The organism is Geodermatophilus sp. DSM 45219 (assembly GCF_900104025.1).
Taxonomy (GTDB): Bacteria; Actinomycetota; Actinomycetes; order Mycobacteriales; family Geodermatophilaceae; genus Geodermatophilus.
In genome coordinates this window covers 438,114-458,399 of the sequence record NZ_FNIQ01000003.1, presented here as the reverse complement: position 1 = coordinate 458,399, position 20,286 = coordinate 438,114, and the positions used below count along the sequence as shown (strand labels likewise).

Annotated in this window: 23 protein-coding genes; 9 read left to right on the top strand and 14 right to left on the bottom strand. The window is 75.4% G+C overall.

Features of this window, described 5'->3' with window-relative positions:
* Positions 1-67 precede the first annotated feature (67 nt).
* From BLR12_RS11275 to BLR12_RS11250, 6 genes are all read right to left on the bottom strand, one after another.
* The gene (locus BLR12_RS11275; RefSeq protein WP_091377678.1) at positions 68-1,279 is read right to left on the bottom strand and encodes an acyl-CoA dehydrogenase family protein; all 1,212 of its coding nucleotides are present in this window, start codon (positions 1,277-1,279) and stop codon (positions 68-70) included.
* A 60-nt stretch (positions 1,280-1,339) separates the two neighbouring features.
* Positions 1,340-1,621, bottom strand: a complete 282-nt coding sequence (locus BLR12_RS11270) for a DUF3040 domain-containing protein (protein WP_091377676.1) — start codon at positions 1,619-1,621, stop codon at positions 1,340-1,342.
* A 259-nt stretch (positions 1,622-1,880) separates the two neighbouring features.
* On the bottom strand, positions 1,881-2,330 hold the full coding sequence (locus BLR12_RS11265) for a DUF4383 domain-containing protein (protein ID WP_091377674.1): 450 nt from the start codon (positions 2,328-2,330) through the stop codon (positions 1,881-1,883).
* A 235-nt stretch (positions 2,331-2,565) separates the two neighbouring features.
* A complete protein-coding gene (locus tag BLR12_RS11260; protein WP_091377672.1) occupies positions 2,566-4,209 on the bottom strand; it encodes a carbamoyltransferase family protein in 1,644 nt (547 codons plus the stop codon).
* A 94-nt stretch (positions 4,210-4,303) separates the two neighbouring features.
* A complete protein-coding gene (locus tag BLR12_RS11255; protein ID WP_091377670.1) occupies positions 4,304-6,013 on the bottom strand; it encodes a RecQ family ATP-dependent DNA helicase in 1,710 nt (569 codons plus the stop codon).
* A gap of 191 nt (positions 6,014-6,204) precedes the next feature.
* Positions 6,205-7,431 (bottom strand): DUF2786 domain-containing protein, encoded by a 1,227-nt coding sequence (locus BLR12_RS11250; protein WP_218120627.1) that lies wholly within the window; start codon positions 7,429-7,431, stop codon positions 6,205-6,207.
* A gap of 101 nt (positions 7,432-7,532) precedes the next feature.
* Here BLR12_RS11250 and BLR12_RS11245 point away from each other — a divergent pair, with 101 nt between their 5' ends.
* The 6 genes from BLR12_RS11245 (at position 7,533) to BLR12_RS11220 (ending at position 11,794) form a co-directional block, all read left to right on the top strand.
* Positions 7,533-7,928, top strand: a complete 396-nt coding sequence (locus tag BLR12_RS11245) for a TOBE domain-containing protein (RefSeq protein ID WP_091377668.1) — start codon at positions 7,533-7,535, stop codon at positions 7,926-7,928.
* Positions 7,929-8,039: 111 nt separating this feature from the next.
* On the top strand, positions 8,040-8,834 hold the full coding sequence (gene modA / locus BLR12_RS11240; protein ID WP_091377666.1) for a molybdate ABC transporter substrate-binding protein: 795 nt from the start codon (positions 8,040-8,042) through the stop codon (positions 8,832-8,834).
* The gene (locus BLR12_RS11235; RefSeq protein WP_091377663.1) at positions 8,831-9,634 is read left to right on the top strand and encodes an ABC transporter permease; all 804 of its coding nucleotides are present in this window, start codon (positions 8,831-8,833) and stop codon (positions 9,632-9,634) included. The genes modA and BLR12_RS11235 overlap by 4 nt, the downstream gene beginning before the upstream one ends.
* Complete coding sequence (locus BLR12_RS11230) at positions 9,631-10,683, top strand: ABC transporter ATP-binding protein (RefSeq protein WP_091377661.1); 1,053 nt, start codon at positions 9,631-9,633, stop codon at positions 10,681-10,683. Before BLR12_RS11235 ends, BLR12_RS11230 begins: the two co-directional genes overlap by 4 nt.
* A 122-nt stretch (positions 10,684-10,805) precedes the next feature.
* Positions 10,806-11,387 carry a nucleotidyltransferase family protein gene (locus tag BLR12_RS11225; RefSeq protein ID WP_091377659.1) on the top strand — a complete coding sequence of 194 codons (582 nt, stop codon included), beginning with the start codon at positions 10,806-10,808 and terminating at the stop codon, positions 11,385-11,387.
* The gene (locus BLR12_RS11220; protein ID WP_091377657.1) at positions 11,384-11,794 is read left to right on the top strand and encodes a molybdenum cofactor biosynthesis protein MoaE; all 411 of its coding nucleotides are present in this window, start codon (positions 11,384-11,386) and stop codon (positions 11,792-11,794) included. Before BLR12_RS11225 ends, BLR12_RS11220 begins: the two co-directional genes overlap by 4 nt.
* A 13-nt stretch (positions 11,795-11,807) precedes the next feature.
* Here BLR12_RS11220 and BLR12_RS11215 read toward each other — a convergent pair whose 3' ends face one another.
* The 5 genes from BLR12_RS11215 to moaA form a co-directional block, all read right to left on the bottom strand.
* Positions 11,808-12,785: an SMP-30/gluconolactonase/LRE family protein gene (locus tag BLR12_RS11215; RefSeq protein WP_091377655.1), complete on the bottom strand. Its 978-nt coding sequence runs from the start codon at positions 12,783-12,785 to the stop codon at positions 11,808-11,810.
* 122 nt (positions 12,786-12,907) lie between these two features.
* Positions 12,908-13,438, bottom strand: a complete 531-nt coding sequence (locus BLR12_RS11210) for a GAF domain-containing protein (protein WP_091377653.1) — start codon at positions 13,436-13,438, stop codon at positions 12,908-12,910.
* A gap of 51 nt (positions 13,439-13,489) precedes the next feature.
* Positions 13,490-13,693: a hypothetical protein gene (locus tag BLR12_RS11205; RefSeq protein ID WP_091377651.1), complete on the bottom strand. Its 204-nt coding sequence runs from the start codon at positions 13,691-13,693 to the stop codon at positions 13,490-13,492.
* A 49-nt stretch (positions 13,694-13,742) separates the two neighbouring features.
* On the bottom strand, positions 13,743-13,985 hold the full coding sequence (locus BLR12_RS11200; RefSeq protein WP_091377648.1) for a MoaD/ThiS family protein: 243 nt from the start codon (positions 13,983-13,985) through the stop codon (positions 13,743-13,745).
* Positions 13,986-14,101: 116 nt separating this feature from the next.
* The gene (moaA, locus tag BLR12_RS11195; RefSeq protein ID WP_218120626.1) at positions 14,102-15,154 is read right to left on the bottom strand and encodes a GTP 3',8-cyclase MoaA; all 1,053 of its coding nucleotides are present in this window, start codon (positions 15,152-15,154) and stop codon (positions 14,102-14,104) included.
* Positions 15,155-15,332: 178 nt separating this feature from the next.
* On the opposite strand from moaA, the gene BLR12_RS11190 reads away from it, so the two are divergent.
* The 3 genes from BLR12_RS11190 (at position 15,333) to BLR12_RS11180 (ending at position 17,771) form a co-directional block, all read left to right on the top strand.
* On the top strand, positions 15,333-16,556 hold the full coding sequence (locus BLR12_RS11190) for an MFS transporter (RefSeq protein WP_091377647.1): 1,224 nt from the start codon (positions 15,333-15,335) through the stop codon (positions 16,554-16,556).
* Positions 16,557-16,653: 97 nt separating this feature from the next.
* Positions 16,654-16,833: a hypothetical protein gene (locus tag BLR12_RS24500; RefSeq protein ID WP_091377645.1), complete on the top strand. Its 180-nt coding sequence runs from the start codon at positions 16,654-16,656 to the stop codon at positions 16,831-16,833.
* Between the two features lie 98 nt (positions 16,834-16,931).
* Positions 16,932-17,771 (top strand): aldo/keto reductase, encoded by an 840-nt coding sequence (locus tag BLR12_RS11180; RefSeq protein WP_091377643.1) that lies wholly within the window; start codon positions 16,932-16,934, stop codon positions 17,769-17,771.
* An 8-nt stretch (positions 17,772-17,779) separates the two neighbouring features.
* On the opposite strand, the gene BLR12_RS11175 is transcribed toward BLR12_RS11180, so the two are convergent.
* From BLR12_RS11175 to BLR12_RS11165, 3 genes are all read right to left on the bottom strand, one after another.
* Positions 17,780-18,163, bottom strand: coding sequence for a GntR family transcriptional regulator (locus tag BLR12_RS11175; RefSeq protein ID WP_091377639.1), 384 nt, complete (start codon positions 18,161-18,163; stop codon positions 17,780-17,782).
* On the bottom strand, positions 18,160-19,080 hold the full coding sequence (locus tag BLR12_RS11170) for a hypothetical protein (RefSeq protein ID WP_091377636.1): 921 nt from the start codon (positions 19,078-19,080) through the stop codon (positions 18,160-18,162). The genes BLR12_RS11175 and BLR12_RS11170 overlap by 4 nt, the downstream gene beginning before the upstream one ends.
* A 122-nt stretch (positions 19,081-19,202) precedes the next feature.
* Entirely contained in the window at positions 19,203-20,012 is an 810-nt protein-coding gene (locus tag BLR12_RS11165; protein WP_091377633.1) for a DUF3097 domain-containing protein, read from the bottom strand.
* Positions 20,013-20,286: the final 274 nt, after the last annotated feature.

Sequence of the window (20,286 nt, the reverse complement as noted above, 5' to 3'; positions counted from 1 at the left end):
GCGGGCAGCGTGGCACCGGGCACCGACACCCCGGGACGGGTGCCGGTGCCCTGGACGGGTCCGCGCGTCAGCCCGTGTAGGGGCGCTCCCGGGACAGCTCCTCCTTGGCCACCCCGCGGATGTGCACCGCGTCGGGGCCGTCGACGATGCGCAGCGTCCGGGCGTGCGCGTAGAAGCCGGCCAGCGGGGTGTCGTCGCTGACGCCGGCGCCGCCGTGCAGCTGGATCGCCCGGTCGATGACGTCGAGCGCCACCCGCGGGGCGGCGACCTTGATCGCGGAGATCTCGGTCCGCGCGCCCTTGGCGCCGTACTTGTCGATGAGGTCGGCCGTCTTGAGCACGTACAGCCGCACCTGGTCGATCTCGATGCGCGACAGGGCGATGTCCTCCCGGACGGTGCCCTGGTCGGCCAGCGGCCGGCCGAAGGCGACCCGCGCCTTGGACCGCTCGACCATGAGGGCCAGCGCCCGCTCGGCCATGCCGATGGCCCGCATGCAGTGGTGGATGCGGCCGGGACCGAGCCGGGCCTGGGCGATCATGAACCCGTCGCCCTCGGCGGCCAGGAGGTTCGAGACCGGCACCCGGACGTCGGTGAACCGCAGCTCCGAGTGGCCGTGCTGGTCCTGGTACCCGAAGACCGGCAGGTGCCGGACGATCTCGAAGCCGGGGGTGTTGCGGGGGACCAGCACCATCGACTGCTGCCGGTGCGGCGGCCCGTCGGGGTCGGTCTTGCCCATGACGATGAAGACCTGGCACCGCTCGTCGGCGGTGCCGGTGATCCACCACTTCCGGCCGTTGACGACGTACTCGTCGCCGTCGCGGACGATCGAGGTCTGGATGTTGCGGGCGTCGGACGAGGCGACGTCCGGCTCGGTCATCGCGAACCCGGACCGGATCTCCCCCTCGAGCAGCGGGTCCAGCCAGCGCTGCTTCTGCTCGGGCGTGCCGAACAGCATGAGCGTCTCCATGTTGCCGGTGTCCGGCGCCCCGCAGTTGGTGACCTCGGGGGCGATCACCGGCGACCAGCCCATGATCTCGGCGACGGAGGCGTACTCCAGGTTGGTCATCCCGCCGAGCTCGTGGTGGAACAGGTTCCACAGGCCGCGCTTGCGGGCCTCGACCTTCAGCTCCTCCAGGACCGGCGGGTGCCCGTGGTCGTCGTGGCCGCGTTCGGCGCGCCACGCGTCGTAGACCGGCTCGGCGGGGAAGACCTGCTCACGCATGAAGTCCCACATCCGGCCGCAGACGTCCTCGGCTCGGGCGGAGAGGGCGAAGTCCATGAGCGCAAGGTAGAGGGCGACGTGACCGGCGTCTCGCCGGGGTCGGCCCGCGCCGGGGCGTCAGGACGGCGGGTCGTCTTCCCGCGGGTCCTCGGTCGGTATCAGCCAGCGGCTCATCGCGATCGGGCACCCGACGAGCACCAGGACCGCCATGAGGCCGAAGGCGGCCGGCCCGACCAGCAGGGGTGCGGCGACGGCGGCCGTCGCACCGAGGACCACCAGCCAGAGGGCGCCGCGGCCGGGGTGGCCCGGGCACGGGCCGGTGGTGAGCAGGGCGGCCAGGTCGGGGTCGTCGCGGGCGAGGTCCTCGCCCAGGGCGCGCAGCACGGGGTCGTCGTCCACGGCACGGGCCTCCGTCGCGGCACGTGCGGCGCCTCGGTCTCGGGCGGCGGGGGCGCGGTCGGTGGCGTCCCCCGGTCACGCCCCACGAGAAGCGTCCGCCGCCGACGGCCGTGCCGCCAGCCCCCCGTGCGCGCCGTCCACCCGGACGCGCCGGAGGCCGGGCCCGTACGGGATCCGGCCTCCGGTGAGGTGCTGGAACGGCCCCCTCGTAGGGGCCCGCCGCGAGCGTGCGAGCGGTGGGGAGCGAGGGGGTCCTTGTTCAGACGCGCGAGCCGCGGTGGCCGACGGCGCTGCGCACCGGGCCCAGCGCGATGACCAGACCCACGATCGCGGTGAGGACGTGCAGGACGTTGTCAGCGGCGTTGATGCTGAGGAAGTCCCACGTCTCACCGATCGCGATCAGCCCGTAGACGAACGCGGCACCGTAGCCGACGGCCAGCAGCCAGCCGTAGGTGCGCGCGCCGGCCAGGGTCCGGCCCAGCAGCAGGCCGGCCACACCGATGACGATGTGGACGACGTTGTGCATGCCGTTGATCTCGAAGCCCACCAGGGTCTCGTTGGTGTCGTGGGCGAAGAAGTCGTCGAAGCCGGTCACGAAGAAGCCGACGACGCCGACCAGGAGGTAGATCGCACCGAAGGCGAGCGCCAGCATCTGGGGCCAGGTCATGGCGCCGCGGCCGGTGCCGGTGTTGCCGGATGTTGCGGACATGGGGGTCCTCCCGATGTGCCTTGCGTGGTCCGCCCTGTCTTGGACGGTCCGGGTCCGGATTACCCCTGGGGGCCGGCCGGTAACGGTCGTCCCCTGATCGGGGGACGACCGTTGCCCGACCGTTACCTGCGGGGCCCGGGCCCGTCACCAGGGAGTTCGCCGGGACGCCACCGCGCGGTTCACCCCCGCCGGGTCGCTCCCCCGGGAGGGTGAGGGAGGCCCGTCGGGGCCGGCATCAGCGCGGCGTGGACCGCGGCCTGCGGACGACGAACGGGCCGATGGCGAGCAGGTCGACCGGCGCGGAGCCGAAGCACTCCAGGGCGTCGCGCGGGTCGTCGACCATCGGGCGGCCGGCGGTGTTCAAGCTGGTGTTGACCACGACGGGGATGCCCGTGCGCCGCTCGAACGCGGAGATCATGCGGTGCACCAGCGGCTCGGTCTCGCGGTCGATGGTCTGGATGCGCGCCGTCCCGTCGACGTGGGTGACCGTCGGGATGCGGTCCTTCCACTCCGGGGCGACGTCGTGCACGAAGAGCATGTACGGCGAGGGGATCGGACCCCGGCTGAAGATCTCCGGAGCCCTCTCCAGCAGCACCATCGGCGCCACCGGGCGGAACTGCTCGCGGCCCTTGACGTCGTTCATCCGCTCCAGGTTGGCCTCGAAGCCGGGGTGCGCCAGCAGGGAGCGGTGGCCCAGCGCCCGCGGGCCGAACTCGCTGCGGCCCTGGAACCAGGCGACGATGCCGTTGTCGGCCAGCACCTCGGCCACGGCCTCGGCGACGTCGTCCGGTCGCTCGTAGTCGATCGCCGCCGTCTCCAGCCACTGCTGGATCTCCTCGTCGCTCCAGCCGCGGCCGAGCGCCGCACCGGGCATCGGCTCGGTGCGCTCGCCGAGCTCGGCGGCCACGTGCAGTGCCGCGCCCAGCGCCGTCCCGGCGTCGCCGGCGGCCGGCTGCACCCAGACCTCCTCGAACGGGCTCTCGGCGAGGATGCGGGTGTTGGCCACGCAGTTCAGCGCGGTGCCGCCGGCCAGGGTGAGGGTCCTCTCGCCGGTCTGCTCGTGCACCCAGCGGGCGAGGTCGACCAGCACCTCCTCCAGCCGCTGCTGGAGGCTGGCGGCGAGGTCGGCGTGGTCCTCGGTCCAGTCCTCGCCCTTGCCGAGACGCGGGGCGAACTCGGTGAAGTCGATCTTCTCGGTGCGGAAGCCGCCGTCGCCGGTGGCCCGGATGAGCTCGGACAGCTCGCCGAGGAAGCGCGGCTTGCCGTAGGAGGCCATCGCCATGACCTTGAACTCGTCGGAGCTGCGCAGGAAGCCCAGGTGGTCGGTGAGCTCCTCGTACACCAGGCCCAGCGAGTGGGGGAGGGCCTGCCCGGCCAGGACCTCCAGGGAGCCGTCGACGTAGCGGCCCGCGAGGTGGCTGTGCGCCTCGCCGCGGCCGTCGAGCACCAGGACGGCGTTGTCCCGCTGTGGCGCGGCCAGGCCGGCGGAGGCGGCGTGGGCCACGTGGTGCTTGACGAAGCGGACCTTCGCCGGGTCCAGCCCCGGCAGCGCGTGGGCCAGGAAGCCCGGGGCCATCTCGGCGTACTGCTTGCGCATCACGTCGCCGTCGTCGAACAGCCCGGAGTCCTCCGGCGTCCCCATCAGGGCGGGGTCGAAGGAGTAGGCGACGGCGTCGAGCTCCTCGGGGCGGATGCCGGCCTCGGCCAGGCACCAGGCCGCGGACAGCTCGGGCAGCTCCCAGGCGCTCCACGGCAGGGGGCGCTTGCCGTGCTTGCGCCGGCTGAAGCGCTCCTCCTCCGCCGCGGCCACGACCCGGCCGTCGACGACCAGGGCCGCCGAGGGGTCGTGGTAGATGGCGTTGATGCCGAGGACCTTCACGCGTGCACTCCTCCCGCCGGGCACGTCGGACGCCCGGCTCCTCTGGTGATCATCGAGCCGGCGCGCGCACTTCGCAGGACGAACCCGTCCTCCTTCAGGCGCGGCGTCCGAGCAGGTCGTGCTCCAGGACGGCGGCCAGCGCGAGGGTCTTGTAGCCGACCTCGTCGAAGAGGACGACGAGCCGGTCGTCCTCGACCCGCATGACGATCCCGGGGCCCCACTCGGCGTGCTGCACCGCCGTCGTCGGCGGGAAGGGCACGTGGTCCTCCTCGGGCTGCCGCTGGGCCAGCCCGGCGTCGCAGTTGTCGCAGTTGCCGCACGGCTGTGCCAACTGCTCGCCGAAGTAGCCGAGCAGGAACTGCCGCCGGCACTCGGTGGTCTCGGCGTAGCCGCGCATCATCTCGACGCGGCTCTGGTCGACCCGCTCGCGGTGCTCGGCGAGCGCCCGGGCGGCGGCCGCGGCGTCGCCGGGCGAGGGGGCGTCCTCGGCCGGGTGGGCGGCGCCCTCCTCGTCGAGGACGACGGCCGACACCTGCTCGAGCAGGTTGAGGTCGCGGGACAGGGGAGTGGCGGCGCGGCCGGTCTCCTCGCGCAGCTGCCGGACGTCCACGCCCTCGTCGATGCCGGCGGCCTCGGCGGCGCCGACCAGGCCGGCGACCTGCTGGAGCTCCTCCTCGGCAGGGACGCCCGCGGCGAAGAAGCGGCGCAGGCCGAGGTCCTCCTGGCGGTAGACCAGCACGGCGAGCGCGGGTCGCCCGTCGCGGCCGGCCCGGCCGATCTCCTGGTAGTAGCTGTCGACGGAGTCGGCCGGCTCGGCGTGGACGACGAAGCGGGTGTCGGGCTTGTCGATGCCCATGCCGAAGGCGGTGGTGGCGACCACGACGTCCAGCTCGTCGTCCATGAACGCGCGCTGGGTGTCCTCGCGCTCGGACCTCTTCAGGCCGGCGTGGTACGGCCGGACCCGCAGCCCGCGGTCGGTCAGCTCGGCGGCGATCTGCTCGGTGCCCCTGCGGGTGGCGCTGTAGACGATCCCCGGCACCTGCCCGTCGCCGACCAGCGCGGTGACCCGCTCGTGGACCGCCTTCTCCTTGGCGTGGGCGTCGGCGTGCTGCTCGACCTCCAGCCGGATCTCGGGTCGGTCGAAGCCGGCGACGACGACGCGGGGGTCGCGCATGCCGAGGCGTTCGACGATCTCGGCGCGCACCGGGGGCGCGGCGGTCGCGGTGAGGGCGAGGACGGTCGGGTGGCCGAGCTGCTCGATGACCCCGCCCAGACGCAGGTAGTCGGGGCGGAAGTCGTGGCCCCACGCGGAGACGCAGTGTGCCTCGTCGACGACGAACAGCGCGGGGTGCGTCGCGGCGATGGCCTCGACGACCTCGGGCTTGGTGAGCTGCTCGGGGGCGAGGAAGAGGTAGCGGACCGTTCCGTCCGCGAGCCCGTCGAGCGCGGCGCGCTGGTCACCGGCGGACTGCGCGGAGTTCAGCTGGGCGGCGCCGCCCTGCAGCCCGTCGAGCTCGTCGAGCCGGCCGACCTGGTCGCGCTGCAGGGCGATGAGGGGCGAGACGACCAGGACCGGACCGGCGCACAGCTGCCCGGCGACCTGGTAGACGGCGGACTTCCCGGCGCCCGACGGCAGCACCGCGAGGGTGTCGCGCCCGGAGACGACGGACGTCATCGCCTCCTCCTGGCCCGGCCGGAACTCCTCGAAGCCGAGCAGCTCGCGGGCGGCCTCGCGCATGCGGCGGGTGCGGACGGAGGGCGACGCCCCGGCGGGGTCGGCGTGTCTCTTGCGGGGCACCGGCATCCGCTGCCCGGCGGAGCAGATCGGCAAACGACGTGCTGGTGTCACTACAGCGACCCCGCGCGGCGCCGCTCCACCGCCCCTGGCCGAACGGGATGAGGACCCCACGTCTCCGCGGGGACGTGCGCCGCTCCACCGTGAGCGGCCGGCAGCCCGCTGGGGCGCTCCGCGGGAACGTCTCCGCGGAGCCGCGCTCAGCGCAGGGGCGAGCGCCGGGACCCGACGTCGGCGGAGTCGGCGGCGGCGCGGCCGGCCCACCAGCCCCCGGCGTCCGTGGACGCGCGGCTGCGGGTGCTGCGCACGCGCGGGAACAGCTCGGTGAACGCGTGGTCGACCGCCACCTGCCGCGAGCGGAGGACCGGCAGCAGGTCCCCGCCCTGCTCCGCGGCCGCGGCGGCGGTGGCCCGCTCCCGCGCGGTGGTCAGCCGCTCGCCGACGCGGACCGCGTAGCCCAGCAGGAACGCCCTGCGGAACGAGCGGGACGCCGACCGTCGTCCGGCCGCCCGCTCGGCCACCGCCAGCGCCTGGCCGACCTGTAGCAGCAGGGAGGTGAACAGCAGCTCCACCGCGTCGAGGTCCGCGGCGACGCCGACCAGGTTCGCGATGCCCAGACCCTGGTACCAGACCAGCCGGACGCCGTTGGCGTCGGCGACCGCCCCCAGCAGCTGCACCTTGGCCCGCACGTAGGGCTCGTCGACGTGCACCCGGCGGGCGTCCACGGCCGTGCGCCCCGGAGCCGTCCCGCCGGCCTCGAGGAGCGCGGCGTCGACGGCGTGGCGGGTCATCAGCTCCTGCGCCTTGGCCGTCAGCGACTCGGCCTCCCCGGGGAACTCCGTCGACTCCGCCTTGGCCAGCAGCGCCCGGATGCGGCGGAGTGCCCGCGCGTCGTCGGGCGCGGACGCGGGCGCCGCGCGCCGCGCACCGGCGCCCCACCGGGACGGCGGCGGCACCAGCTGGTCGATGCGCGCCGCCGTGCGCAGCGTCGAGGCCAGGACGAGCACCTCGCGCCACGCCTCGCCCGGCGGCCGCCCCTCCGCCCGGTACCAGGCCGCGACGACCCCGGGCGCACCGGCGGTGAGCGCACCCAGCTCGCGCAGCTGCCCGACCCACACCTCGGGCGCGCGGGTCGCCGCGTCGGTCAGCCGCGCGTCCTCGGCGATCAGCGCGACCACCAGCCGGACCGCGCGGGTGGTCGCCCGGAGGCGGACCGCGTGGGCGACGTCGGCCGGCTGCCAGCCGCGCTCCCACGTGCCGGCGAGGGCCGACAGCAGCACGCGCGTGGCCCCGCCGTCGCCGTCCACCAGCGGGTCGCGGTCGGCCAGCAGGGTCGCCATCCGGTCGGCGTCCTCCGCCTCGGACAGCCAGTCGCCGTGCAGCAGCAGCTCGCGGAGCCAGGGGTCGTCCGCGGTCGTGGTCGCCATGCCCGGGATGCTGCCCCGGTGGTCGGACGGCGCCGGGCAGTGGCTGTGGACGGCGGGTCGCCGTCCACAGGCCGGTGCACCCGGCGGGCTAGCGTCGCCCCGTGAGCACGTCCTACCGGATCGCCGAGGCCGCGGGCCTGCTCGGCGTCAGCGACGACACGGTGCGCCGCTGGATCGACAGCGGCCGGCTGCCGGCCTCGCGGGACGGCGGGGGTCCCACGCACGTCGACGGCGCCGACCTGGCCCGTCTGGCCGCGCAGCTGCACGAGGCCCCCGAGCCCGGCGCCACCCGCGGCTCCTCGGCCCGCAACCGGCTGACCGGCATCGTTACCCGCGTCGTCCGCGACACCGTGATGGCCCAGGTGGAGATCCAGGCGGGGCCCTTCCGGCTGGTCTCGCTCATGTCCCGGGAGGCGGCCGACGAGCTCGGCCTGGACGTCGGCGTGCGCGCCGTCGCCACGGTCAAGGCCACCCAGGTCAGCGTCGACGTGCCCTGACCTCTCCGCATCCGCGGTGCCACTGCCCGATCGGGTAGTCGCACCTGCGCCCGTCGAGCGGTTACCGTCGCCGCAGGCGCGGGTCGTGGGGCCCGCTGGAGCGGAGGTCCGATGTCCACGCGCGCCGTCCCCCTGGTGCTGCCGCTCGCCACGGCGCTCGTGCTCACCGGCTGCGGCGGGTCCGCGGACGACGCGACTGCGGCCCCGGCCACCACGGACGCCGAGGGCCCCACCGGCACGCTCACCGTCTTCGCCGCGGCCTCGCTGACCGACGTCTTCACCGACCTGGGCGAGCAGCTCGAGGCGGACGCCCCCGGCCTGGACGTGCAGTTCAACTTCGCCGGCAGCTCCGCGCTGGCCACCCAGGTCACCCAGGGTGCGCCGGCCGACGTCTTCGCCAGCGCCAACCAGCCGCAGATGGACGTCGTCACCGACGCCGGGCTGGCCGACGGCGAGCCGCAGGTCTTCGCCGCCAACGTGCTGCAGATCGCCGTCCCGGCGGGCAACCCGGCCGGGGTCACCGGGCTGGCCGACCTCGCCCGCGAGGAGCTGACCATCGCGGTCTGCGCGCCGCAGGTGCCGTGCGGGGCCGCCGCGGAGGACGTCTTCGCCGCCGCGGGCGTCCCCCCGGCGCCGGACACGCTCGAGGAGGACGTCCGGGCCGCGCTCACCAAGGTCGAGCTCGGCGAGGTGGACGCGGCGCTGGTCTACACGACCGACGTCACCTCGGCCGGCGACGCCGTCGAGGGGATCGACGTGCCCGAGGCCGAGGAGGCGGTCAACGACTACCCGATCGCACCGCTGGCCGAGGCTCCCAACCCCGAGGCGGCGGCCGCGTTCGTCGAGCTGGTGCTCTCGGAGGAGGGGCAGCAGGCGCTCGCGGACGCCGGCTTCCGCACCCCGTGAGACGGCGCCGCAGGGAGCCCGGCGTCCCCGTCCCGCTGCTGGTCCCCGCGGTCCTCGCCGTCGCCTTCCTGCTGCTGCCGCTGGCCGGCCTGGTGGTCCGCGCACCCTGGGGCGAGCTCGGGCCGCAGCTCACCAGCCCCGCCGTCGGCCAGGCGCTGCGCCTCAGCCTGGTCTCGGCGACGGCGGCCACCGGGCTGTCCCTCGTGCTCGGCGTCCCGCTGGCCTGGGTGCTGGCCCGCTCCACCGCGCGCGGCCGGTCGGTGCTGCGCGCCCTGGTCACCGTGCCGCTCGTGCTGCCCCCGGTCGTCGGCGGTGTCGCGCTGTTCCTCGTGCTCGGGCGGCAGGGCATCCTCGGCAGCTGGCTGGACGGCACGTTCGGCGTCACGATCCCGTTCACCACGACCGCCGTGGTCATCGCCGAGACGTTCGTCGCCATGCCGTTCCTGGTCATCAGCGTCGAGGGCGCGCTGCGCGCAGCCGACGCCCGCTTCGAGGACGCCGCCGCCACCCTGGGCGCCGACCGGTGGACGACGTTCCGCCGCGTCACTCTCCCGCTCGTCGCCCCCGGCATCGCCGCCGGCGCGGTGCTCTGCTGGGCCCGGGCGCTCGGCGAGTTCGGCGCCACCATCACCTTCGCCGGCAACTTCCCCGGGACGACGCAGACCATGCCGCTCGCGGTCTACCTGGCGCTGCAGCAGGACCCGGAGGCGGCGATCGTGCTCTCCCTCGTGCTGCTCGTCGTCTCCGTCGCCACGCTGCTCCTGCTGCGCGACCGCTGGCTGAGTCGGGCCGTGCGGTGAGCCTCGCCGCCGACGTGCGGGTCGGCCGTGGGCCGCTGACCGTCGAGCTCGGGATCGAGGTGGCCGACGGCGAGGTGCTCGCCGTCCTCGGGCCGAACGGCGCCGGCAAGTCCACGCTGCTGCGCGTGCTCGCGGGCCTGCTGCCGCCCGACGACGGCCGCGTGACCGTCGGGCAGGAGACGTGGGACGACGTCGACGCCGGCGTGCACGTACCCGCCCACGGGCGCCGCCTCGGCATGGTCTTCCAGGACCACCTGCTCTTCCCGCACCTCTCCGTCACCGACAACGTGGCCTTCGGCCTGCGCACCCGCGGTGTGCGGAAGCCCGCGGCGCGCCGGGCCGCCCGCGACTGGCTGGCCCGCGTCGGCATCGCCGAACTCGCTGACCGGCGGCCCGGCCGGCTCTCCGGCGGCCAGGCGCAGCGGGCGGCGCTGGCCCGCGCGCTCGTCGGCGACCCGGCGCTGCTGCTGCTCGACGAGCCGCTGTCGGCGCTGGACGCCCGCACCCGGCTCACCGTCCGCGCCGAGCTGCGCCGGCACCTGGCCGAGTACGCGGGCAGCACCGTGCTGGTCACCCACGACCCGGTCGACGCGATGGCGCTGGCCGACCGCGTGGTCGTCGTCGAGGAGGGCCGGGTCGTGCAGGCCGGGACGCCGGCCGACGTCAGCCGGCACCCGCGCACCGACTACGTCGCGCGGCTGGTCGGCCTGGCGCTCCTGCCCGGCACCGGCGAGGGGACGACGGTGCGGCTGGACGGCGGGGGCCGCGTGGCGGTGGCCGAGGAGAGCGCGGGGGAGGTGTTCGTCGCCGTCCGCCCGGAGTCGGTGGCCCTGTACCCGGCACGCCCCGAGGGCAGCCCGCGCAACGTGTGGTCGCTCCGGCTGGTCTCGGCCACGCCGCACGGGTCGACGGTGCGCTGCGAGCTGGACGGCGAGGTGCCGCTGCTGGCCGACGTCACGGGAGCCGCCTATGCCGAGCTGGGCCTGGCCCCCGGCACGCCGGTGTGGGCCTCGGTCAAGGCCTCCGAGATCGCCGTCTACGCGCGCTGAGGGTCGGGCGGCGATGATCAGCTCAGCTCACCGTTGCCGGTCCGAGCTCACCACCGGTCGTGAGCCAGGACCCGGAACGACCAGCTCAGCTGATCGTCCGGGGACGCTGAGAGGCTGGGGGGATGAGCACGGTCGCGGGACTGGTCCTCGCCGCGGGCGGCGGCCGCCGCTACGGCATGCCGAAGGCGCTGGTCGAGTACGAGGGAAGCCTGCTGGTCGAGCGCGCGGTGCGGACGGCGCAGGCGGTGTGCGACCCGGTGCTCGTCGTCCTCGGTGCGCGGGCGGTCGACGTGTGGCGCGATGCCCGGCTCGACGGCGCGCTGGTCGTGGCCAACCGCGACTGGGAGACCGGGATGGCCTCGAGCCTGCGCACCGGGCTCGACGGCCTCCGCGGGCTGCCCGGGCGGGTCGACGCGGCGCTGGTCACGCTCGTCGACATGCCGGGGATGACGCCGGAGGCCCTCCGTGCGGTCGCCGCGCACGCCGCCCCGGACGCGCTGGCGATCGCCACCTACGACGGCGTCCGCGGGCACCCGGTGCTGCTCGGCCGCGACCACTGGGCCGGTGTCGCCGCGACGGCGACCGGCGACGAGGGGGCCCGCCGCTACCTCGCCGCGCACGACGTCACCGAGGTCGACTGCACCGGGCTGGCCGATCCGACCGACCTGGACGTGCCACCCGGCGGGGTAGCGTCGGAACCGTGATCGCCCGGGTCGTGGACGCCCCCCTCTCCGTCGCCGAGCACGAGGACGCCGTCGCCGACAAGGCGGCCGGCGCGGTCGTCTCCTTCGCCGGCGTGGTCCGCGACCACGACGGCGGCCGGTCGGTCACGGAGCTGGAGTACGTCGGCCACCCGAGCGCCGAGCAGGTCATCCGCGAGCTGGCCGAGGAGTTCGCCGCCCGCCCCGACGTGCACGCCGTCGCCGTCTCCCACCGCGTCGGGATGCTGGGGATCGGCGACGTCGCACTGGCCTGCGCGGTCAGCTCCGCGCACCGCGGCCAGGCCTTCGCCGCCTGCGCCGAGCTCGTCGACCTGGTGAAGGAGCGGCTGCCGATCTGGAAGCGGCAGGTCTTCACCGACGGTGACGAGGAGTGGGTCGCCTGCCCGTGAGGCGCCGGTCGCGTCACCGGTCGACCAGCACCACCTCGAAGCGGTCCGCCGTCGGCGGGATGCCGGTGTCGAACTTGGCGTTCACCACCGCCAGGTCGCCGTCCGCCACGATCAGCGTCGTCGGGACCTGGAAGTCCTCGTCCCGGATCGTCTCCTCGACGGCCCCCGAGGTGAGGTCCGCGCTGAGCCGGGCCCGGACCACCTGGTCCAGCTCGTTCTGCACCGCCCAGAGATCGTCCCCCTCGAGCTGGATGCCGTCCACGCTCGGCACGTCGACCCCGGCGATCCGGGTGCTGGACCCGCTCTCCGGGTCCACGGTGTAGACGGCGCCGTTGGCCGAGTGCGCGACGACGAGCGTCCCGCCGTCGGGAGTGGCGGCGATCCCGTTGAGGTTGAAGTCCGCGGGCCGCTCGGCCGCCCCGCCCGTCAGCTCCAGGGTCCGTGCCGCTCCGGGCTCGCCGTCCCGGACGGGGACGAAGTACAGCCGGGGCTGCCGGCTGTCGGTGAACCAGGCGCCGTCCGGGGTGACGGTGACGTCGTTGACGAACGACCCGCCCGGGTCGCCGAGCTCGTAGGTGGCCACCGTGGCGCCCGTGCACAGGTCGTACACGTACGCCAGGCCCGGGGGGTTGCCCGGAGCGCCGGGGAAGGCGCCGCCGCCCGCCACGAAGAGGAGCTCGTGCTCGAGGTCGGCGAACATGCCGATGGCCATCCGGCCCTCGGGGGCGTCGATGAACAGCTCCGCCGTCCTGCGCCCGAGGTCTCCCCGGAAGACGTCGCCGCGGAACAGGTCCCCGGCGTAGAAGGTGTCCCCGCGGCCGGCGGCGATGCCCTCCGCCGAGCTCGCGCCGGGCAGGACGATGACGTCGTCGCCCTCCGGCTGTGCCGCGGCCGGGGCGGCGGTGACGGCCAGCACCCCCACCACCGGAGCGAGGAGCAGCGCCACCCTGCGGGTCCGGTTCGCGGGCGTGCACCGGGCAGACCTGGCCATCGACGGCCTCCTGGTCGGGCCGCGTCGAGCCCGCGCGCGGCAGGGCTCGGACGCATCAGGACGGGCGTGGGCTCACCGACGGCGCCCACTGTGGACCCGGGCGCGCCCCACGAGAAGGGTCCTCAGACCGCCGAGTCGTCCGGGTCCCCGGCCCGTAGCCGCATGCTCTCCTCGACCGGGTCCGGCGGCGTCATGCCGGCGGAGATCAACGTGCTGAGCAGGCGCGCCACCGTCTCCACCAGTGGCAGGTCACGCGCGGCGCTGCGAGGCCGGGCGCGGAACCCCCAGGCGCACAGCGTGCCGAAGAGCTCCCCCTGCGGGTCGACGAGCGGGACGCCGATGTAGGCCGCGATCCGCGAGACCGGCCCGGTCATGCGCTTGGCGAAGGCCGGGACGGCAGCGGTGACCGTGGCCGCCCGCGGCGCCTCCCCGGCGACCATGGCGCGGCAGAAGGTGTCCGCCCACGGCAGCCAGGTCCCCGGTCGGATCACGTCGGGCGGATGCGCGTGGAGGACGACCTGCCGGTCGTCCACCACGCGGGTCACCACCCACACGTCCCAACCCAGGCGCTCGTGCAGCGCGCACAGCACCCCGCAGGCCGCGGCGGGGAAGTCGCGCCACGGGGCGACGTCCGGGACGGCGGGTGCGGCCATGCCCCCATCGTCCTCTCTCCGTGACGACTCCGGTACGGAAGCGTGCGCAGATCAGCGGACGGGGGCTGCTCCGTCGTCCGGATCGTGCCCGACGGCCTCGTCACGCAGCGCGGCCTCCTCCTCGGCCTCGCCCTCCAGCCGGTGGGCCTCGCCGTGCACCTTCGCGGCGGCGTCGCCGTGCGACTCGCCGTACACCTCCTCGGCGCGGCCGACCATCTCCTCGACCTTGGCCTTGGCCCTGTCCCAGATGCTCATGTCCCCATCCTCTGGCCTCGTCTCCGCCGGGGCCGCCCCGGGTCCGCCGTCAGCCCCCGGCGAAGGGCGGCAGCACGTCGACCACCGCACCCGGCGGCAGCGCCAGCGACCGGTCCCGCGTCTGCGTGCCGTCGACGAGGAACGAGCACGCGGTGAGCACCTTCTCCAGGCGCTCGCCGTGGCTGTCCACGATCTGGCCCACGAGCTCCTGCAGCGTCCCGGCCTCGCGGGTCTCGGCGTCCACGCCGGCGGCCGCGCGGGCCCCGGCGAAGTACCGCACGGTCACGGGCACGGTGCCTCCTGGTCCGCCTCCGCCCGGCGGAGCCGGCCGGTCGGCAGAGTGCTCACGGCTCCACCTGTCCGCTCACGGGTCCGCCTGTTCGCTCACGGTCCTGTCCGCTCACGGGATCAGCCGCCGATGGCCGACATCGGCCGCGCCGGCTGCAGGAAGCTCGGATCGTCGATGCCGTGCCCGGGCAGCTTGCCGAGGGTGGCGATCCGCCAGCGGTCGGCCAGCTCGGCGTCGGTGGCGCCCTCGCGCATCGGCGTCCGCAGGTCGGACTCCTCCCGGGCGAACAGGCAGTTGCGCACCTGCCCATCGGCCGTGAGCCGGGTGCGGTCGCAGCTGCCGCAGAACGAGCGGGTCACCGAGGCGATCACGCCGACGGTCGCCGGGCCGCCGTCCACCAGCCAGCGCTCGGCGGGGGCCGAGCCGCGCTCCTCGGTGTCCGGGGTGAGCGTGTGCGCGGCCGACAGCCGCTCGAGGATGTCCTCGGCGGTGACCATCTCGCCGCGGGTCCAGGCGTGGTGGGCGTCCAGCGGCATCTGCTCGATGAAGCGCAGCTGGTAGCCGTGCTCCAGGCAGAAGTCCAGCAGCGGGACGGCGTCCGCCTCGTTCATCCCGCGCAGCAGGACGGCGTTGACCTTGACCGGCGTCAGCCCGGCGGACTGCGCGGCGGCCAGCCCGGCGAGGACGTCGTCCAGCCGGTCGCGGTGGGTGAGCTGCTTGAACCGGTCGCGGTCGACGGTGTCGAGGCTGCAGTTGATCCGGTCGAGGCCGGCGGCGGCCAGCGCGGGGGCGACCCGGGCCAGGCCGATCGCGTTCGTGGTCAGGCTGACCTCGGGACGCGGTTCCAGCGCGGTCGCGGCGGCCACGATGCCGACCAGGCCGGGGCGCAGCAGCGGCTCGCCGCCGGTGAAGCGGACCTCGCGGATGCCCAGCTGCTCGACGCCGATGCGGACCAGCCGGGCGATCTCCTCGTCGGTGAGCACCTCGACCTTGGGCAGCCAGTCCAGGCCCTCCGGCGGCATGCAGTAGGTGCAGCGCAGGTTGCACCGGTCGGTCAGCGACACGCGCAGGTCGGTCGCGACCCGGCCGTGCCGGTCCACCAGCCCGCCGGTGCCGGGGGCTGGGTCCGGACGGCGGACCACCGGGTCCGGGAGCGGGCTGGTCGAGGTCACGCCCCGAATGTAGTGCGGGGGAGGGACGGTGTGCCCCTCCCCGAACGGGCGGTCCGGTACCGGACGGGCCGGATCGCGCGGGCGCCGCGGCCGCTGTCGTTGCTACCGTCGCGGGGCCACCCGAGAGACCGGCGGGCAGCCCCGCACTCGCCTGTGGCCAGGAAGCGCGAGTCGTCCCGTGTCACCCCGCACCGTCTTCAGCCCCTACGCCCGACTGTTCGCCGTCCCCGGCTCGGTGGCGTTCTCCTTCGCCGGGTGGGTCGCCCGGCTGCCCATCCCGATGCTCGGCCTGGGCGCGGTCCTGCTCGTCGCCGGCGAGACCGGCAGCTACGGCCTGGCGGGCGCGGTCTCGGGCACGCTCGCGCTCAGCTTCTCGGTCGCCAGCCCCCAGTGGGCCCGCGCCATGGACCGCCGCGGGCAGGGCGCCGTCCTGCGCGTGGCCATGACCGGGTACCTGCTCTCCGGCGTCGCCTTCGTCGCCGCGGTCACCACCGGGGCGCCGCTGTGGACCTGGTTCGCCCTGGCCGCGCTGTGCGGTGCGAGCGGGCCCAACATCGGCTCGCTGGTGCGCGCCCGGTGGGCCGAGGCGCTGGCCGAGCCGGACCGCCGGCAGACCGCCTTCGCCCTCGAGGCCGTCGTCGACGAGGTGGTGTTCGTCGTCGGCCCGCCGCTGGTCACGCTGCTGGCCACGCTCGTCGCCCCGCCCGTCGGCTTCCTCACCGGGATCGCGCTCGGCGCGGTCGGCGGCTTCTGGCTCGCCCGCCAGCGGGCCACCGAGCCCGCCGTCCAGCCGGTGGACCCCGGCGCGCCGTCGCGGCGCTGGGCCGCTCTCAACGCGACGGTGCTGGTCGTCGCGGTCACCTACGCCGCCGTCGGCACGGTCTTCGGCGCGATGGACGTCGTCGTGGTGGGGTTCGCCGACGAGGAGGATGCCCCCGCCCTCGCCGGGCTCGCGCTCGCCGTCTACGCGTTCGGCAGCCTGGTGGCCGGCCTGCTCTACGGCGTCGCCCGGCTGCGCGGGTCGCTGGCCGCCCGCTTCGTCGTCACCGCCGTCGCCTTCGGCCTGGCCGCGCAGCTGCTGTGGGGCGTGGGTTCGCTGGTGGTGCTGGTGGCGGCGGGCTTCCTCGCCGGCACCGCGATCGCGCCGGTCCTGGTCTCGGGGACGTCGCTGGTCGAGTCGCGGGTGCCCCGGACCGCGCTCACCGAGGCGCTGTCGTGGACCACCACCGGGCTCACCCTCGGTGTCACCGCCGGTTCCGCGCTGGCCGGGGCCGCCGTCGACGCCTGGGGCGCGGAGTCCGCGTTCGCCGTCCCGGCGGGAGCCGCGGCGGTGGCGGCGCTCGTGGCGCTGGCCGGCGCACCGCTGCTGCGCAGCCGCCCGGTGGTGGTGCCGGCGGCATGAGCGTCACCGTGCGGCCGCTGGCCGACGACGACCTGCCCGCCGCCTGGTCGGCCAGGCCGACGACACCGGCCACGAGCAGTGGTGGGGTGGCCGGACGGTGGTGACGGCGGACGTCGGCGGGGTCGCCGTCCTGCCGGGGTACCGCGGTGCCCGGCTGGGGTGGGAGGTCGTCGGCACGCTGCAGCGGGCCGACCTCGGCACCGCCTCGCTGCCGTCGGCCCCGGTCCCGGGCGTCACGACCTCCGGCCCGCCCGCGCAGTTGCACGACTACTCCTGACGACGGGTTGAGCGCCCGGCTCCCGGGTAGGCGGTGGACCGGCAGGCCGCGCCCACGCGAGCGCGCGGCGCCCCCATCCGTCAGCGAGAGGAGCACCTGTGGCCAGCGTGCCCACGATCCGGCTCAACAACGGCGTCGAGATCCCCCAGCTGGGGTTCGGCGTCTACCAGGTCCCGCCGGAGGACACCGCCGACGCCGTCTCCACCGCCCTGGAGATCGGCTACCGGCACATCGACACCGCGGAGATGTACGGCAACGAGAAGGGCGTCGGGGAGGCCGTCGCGCGCTCGGGCCTCGACCGCGGCGAAGTCTTCGTGACCAGCAAGCTGAACAACGGCTTCCACCGCCGGGACGACGCGCTGCGCGCCTTCGACCAGTCCCTGGGCGACCTCGGCTTCGACCACCTCGACCTGTTCCTGGTCCACTGGCCGCTGCCGGGGATCGACGTGGACTACATCGAGACCTGGAAGGCCATGGAGGAGATCTACGCCAGCGGCCGGGCCCGGGCGATCGGCGTCTCCAACTTCCAGGCCCACCACCTGCGCCGGCTGTTCTCCGAGACCGAGGTGCGCCCGGCGGTCAACCAGATCGAGGTGCACCCCTACCTCGCGCAGGAGGAGCTGCGGGCCTTCGACGCCGACCACGAGATCGTCACCGAGGCCTGGTCGCCGATCGCGCAGGGCAAGGTGCTCGACGACCCGGTGGTGCTGCGGGTGGCCGAGCGCTACTCGCGCACACCGGCGCAGGTCGTGCTGCGGTGGCACGTCCAGCGCGGCGACGTCGTCTTCCCGAAGTCGGTGAACCGCGAGCGCATGCAGCAGAACTTCGAGCTGTTCGACTTCGACCTCGACGGTGACGCGATGGGCGACCTGTCCGCGCTGGACCGCGGCGAGCGCACCGGCCCCGACCCGGACACGTTCAACTACATCCCCGGCTGAGAGAGGGCTCAGCGCGCGCGGGCCAGGGCCGCGCGCACGATCGCCAGCACGACCTCGCCGTCCACGCCCGATGCCCGGGCCTGGGCGGCGAGGTCGTCGGCCGTCCGCTGCAGCCGTTCCTCGGCCGGGACGGCCGGGCGGCCGCCGGTGACCACCGTCCCGGTGCGCCGCCGGCTGGCCACGAGCCCCGCGGCCTCCAGCTCGGCGTAGGCCCGCGCCACGGTGCCGGTGGCGACGCCGAGGTCCGCGGCGAGTGCGCGCATGGTGGGCAGCCGGGTGCCCTCGGCCAGCAGCCCGGCGTCGACGTACGCCGCGATCTGGCTGCGGATCTGCTCGTACGGCGGCGTCGCGGCCCGGACGTCGACGGTGATGTCGAGCGCCGTCCCGCTCATGCCGGGACGACGGGCTCGCCGGCCGGCACCCGCGGTGCCCGGGTGCAGAGCACCACCGCCGCCACCAGGACGGCGAGTGCTCCGGCCAGGCCCAGTGCGCCACCCACCCACGGCAGGGCCGCGGCGGCTGCGCCCGCAGGCAGGCCGTTCCCGACAGCGTTGGCCGCGGCGCCCATCGCAGCCGAGCGGAGGGCCAGCCCGCTGACCGCGAGCAGGCCACCGCTCACCACCAGAGCCGCGGCAACCGCACCGCGCAGGACCCGGTGCGCCGACGCACGGCGCAGCGCGGCCTCGACCCGGTCGTCCGCCGTGACGACCGCGGGCCGGTTCGCGACCACCCACAGGGCCCCGACCGTGAGTGCCGCGAGCGCGAGCAACCCGACCGCGGCAGGCGCGCCGTACACCGGGCCGGCGAAGGGTGAGTGGGTGGCGAGCACCCTGCCTTCGCCTGCGGACACCGCGACCGAACGCCCGTCCGGGCCGGCGAGCGCCGCACCGGCGACGAGCGTGAGGACGGCGGCCGCGGCGGCCACCCCCGCCGTCCGGACCAGCCAGCGGGGCGCGGCGTCCAGCGACCCCCGCCGCGCCAGCCGGGCCCGGCGCACCGCGCCCTCGGGGCGCGGCCAGGTGAGCTCGGTGACGGCCAGGACCGCGGTGTGCACGACGCCGAAGGCGATCGGCACCAGCAGGGCGGTGACCCCGAGGCCGCCCGGGCCGACCGCGTCCTCCAGGCGGGCGGTGCCGGTCCACAGGGCGGCGGCGCCGCCGAGCACGACGGCGGCGAGCGAACCGAGGCGGGCGTGCGCCCGCGCGGCGGCCACGGCGCTCTCCCGGCTGGGCGGCGAGCGCCGAACGAGGCCGGTGACGACGAGGGCCACCGTGCCGGCGAGGACCGGCAGCAGCAGGAGCAGGCTCACGGCGGCGTTCCCCTCTGACCCATTGACTCAACGAATTGAGACAATGGCACCCGGGCGGTCGCCGCACAAGCAGTGGACCGTGGAGACCCGTTCCGGGGTCCGGAACGGGCCACCACCGTTCATCACTCCGTCGTGACGAAGTCGATGAGCTCCTCGACCCGGCCGATGAGCGCGGGCTCCAGGTCGGTCCAGGTGCGCACCCGGGCGAGGACGCGCTGCGCCCACACGTAGCCGGTGTCGTCCTCCCAGCCCAGCCGGCGGCACACGCCGTCCTTCCACGACTCGCCCTTGGGCACGGTCGGCCAGGCGCGGATCCCGACGACCGACGGCTTGACCGCCTGCCAGATGTCGATGAACGGGTGGCCGACGACGAGGGCGTGGTCGCCGGTGACCTGCCCGGCGATGCGGGACTCCTTGGAGCCGGTCACCAGGTGGTCGACCAGCACGCCCAGCCGCCGGCCGGACGACGGCCGGAAGTCGCGCACGATGCCGGGCAGGTCGTCGACGCCGTGCAGCGGCTCGACCACGACGCCCTCGATGCGCAGGTCGTGGCCCCAGACCTTCTCGACCAGCTCGGCGTCGTGCTTGCCCTCGACGTAGATCCGGCCCTCGCGGGCGACCCGGGCGCGGGCGCCGGCGACGTAGGTCGAGCCGGAGGCGCTGCGGGTGGGCGCCGCCGGTGCCTGCGGCCTCGGGCGGACCAGCACGACGGGCCGGCCGTCGACCCAGAAGCCGGGCCCGAGCGGGTAGGCGCGCACGCGACCGTTGCGGTCCTCGAGGTGGACGACGTCCTTCTCGCAGCGCACCACCGCGCCGACGAAACCCGAGCTGGGGTCCTCGACGACCAGGTCGCGCTCGGCCTCGACCTGCGGGCTGGGCTTCTTCACGGTGCGGGGGTGCACCAGGTCGTCGTACGGCGAGCGGGGAGGCACGTCCTCCAGGATGGCCAGCGACCGCCCCGACGACGGGGGCGACGCGCCGGTGCCCGACCCCGGCCGACACGCCCGAGGTGCTGTTGATCACGTTGGGTCACGGCGCGTCACGGTGGCCTGGCGCCCCGCGGCGCCACCCCCACGGCCCGCTGACCAGGGACGACGTGGTGCGCGACCGTCTCGCGCGCCCCTGGGTGGACCGCCAGTCGGTCGTGCCGGGTGGGTTCGTCCCGGCGTGTCCGTTTCGTGATCGACAGGGCGGACACCCATCGAT

Bases quoted from the DNA above. Each gene is read 5' to 3' on its own strand.
- BLR12_RS11275 (WP_091377678.1), bottom strand. From the start codon at position 1,279: ATGGACTTCGCCCTCTCCGCCCGAGCCGAGGACGTCTGCGGCCGGATG.
- BLR12_RS11265 (WP_091377674.1), bottom strand. From the start codon at position 2,330: ATGTCCGCAACATCCGGCAACACCGGCACCGGCCGCGGCGCCATGACC.
- BLR12_RS11255 (WP_091377670.1), bottom strand. From the start codon at position 6,013: ATGCCGGTGCCCCGCAAGAGACACGCCGACCCCGCCGGGGCGTCGCCC.
- BLR12_RS11250 (WP_218120627.1), bottom strand. From the start codon at position 7,431: ATGGCGACCACGACCGCGGACGACCCCTGGCTCCGCGAGCTGCTGCTG.
- modA (WP_091377666.1), top strand. From the start codon at position 8,040: ATGTCCACGCGCGCCGTCCCCCTGGTGCTGCCGCTCGCCACGGCGCTC.
- BLR12_RS11225 (WP_091377659.1), top strand. From the start codon at position 10,806: ATGAGCACGGTCGCGGGACTGGTCCTCGCCGCGGGCGGCGGCCGCCGC.
- BLR12_RS11215 (WP_091377655.1), bottom strand. From the start codon at position 12,785: ATGGCCAGGTCTGCCCGGTGCACGCCCGCGAACCGGACCCGCAGGGTG.
- BLR12_RS11210 (WP_091377653.1), bottom strand. From the start codon at position 13,438: ATGGCCGCACCCGCCGTCCCGGACGTCGCCCCGTGGCGCGACTTCCCC.
- BLR12_RS11205 (WP_091377651.1), bottom strand. From the start codon at position 13,693: ATGAGCATCTGGGACAGGGCCAAGGCCAAGGTCGAGGAGATGGTCGGC.
- BLR12_RS11175 (WP_091377639.1), bottom strand. From the start codon at position 18,163: ATGAGCGGGACGGCGCTCGACATCACCGTCGACGTCCGGGCCGCGACG.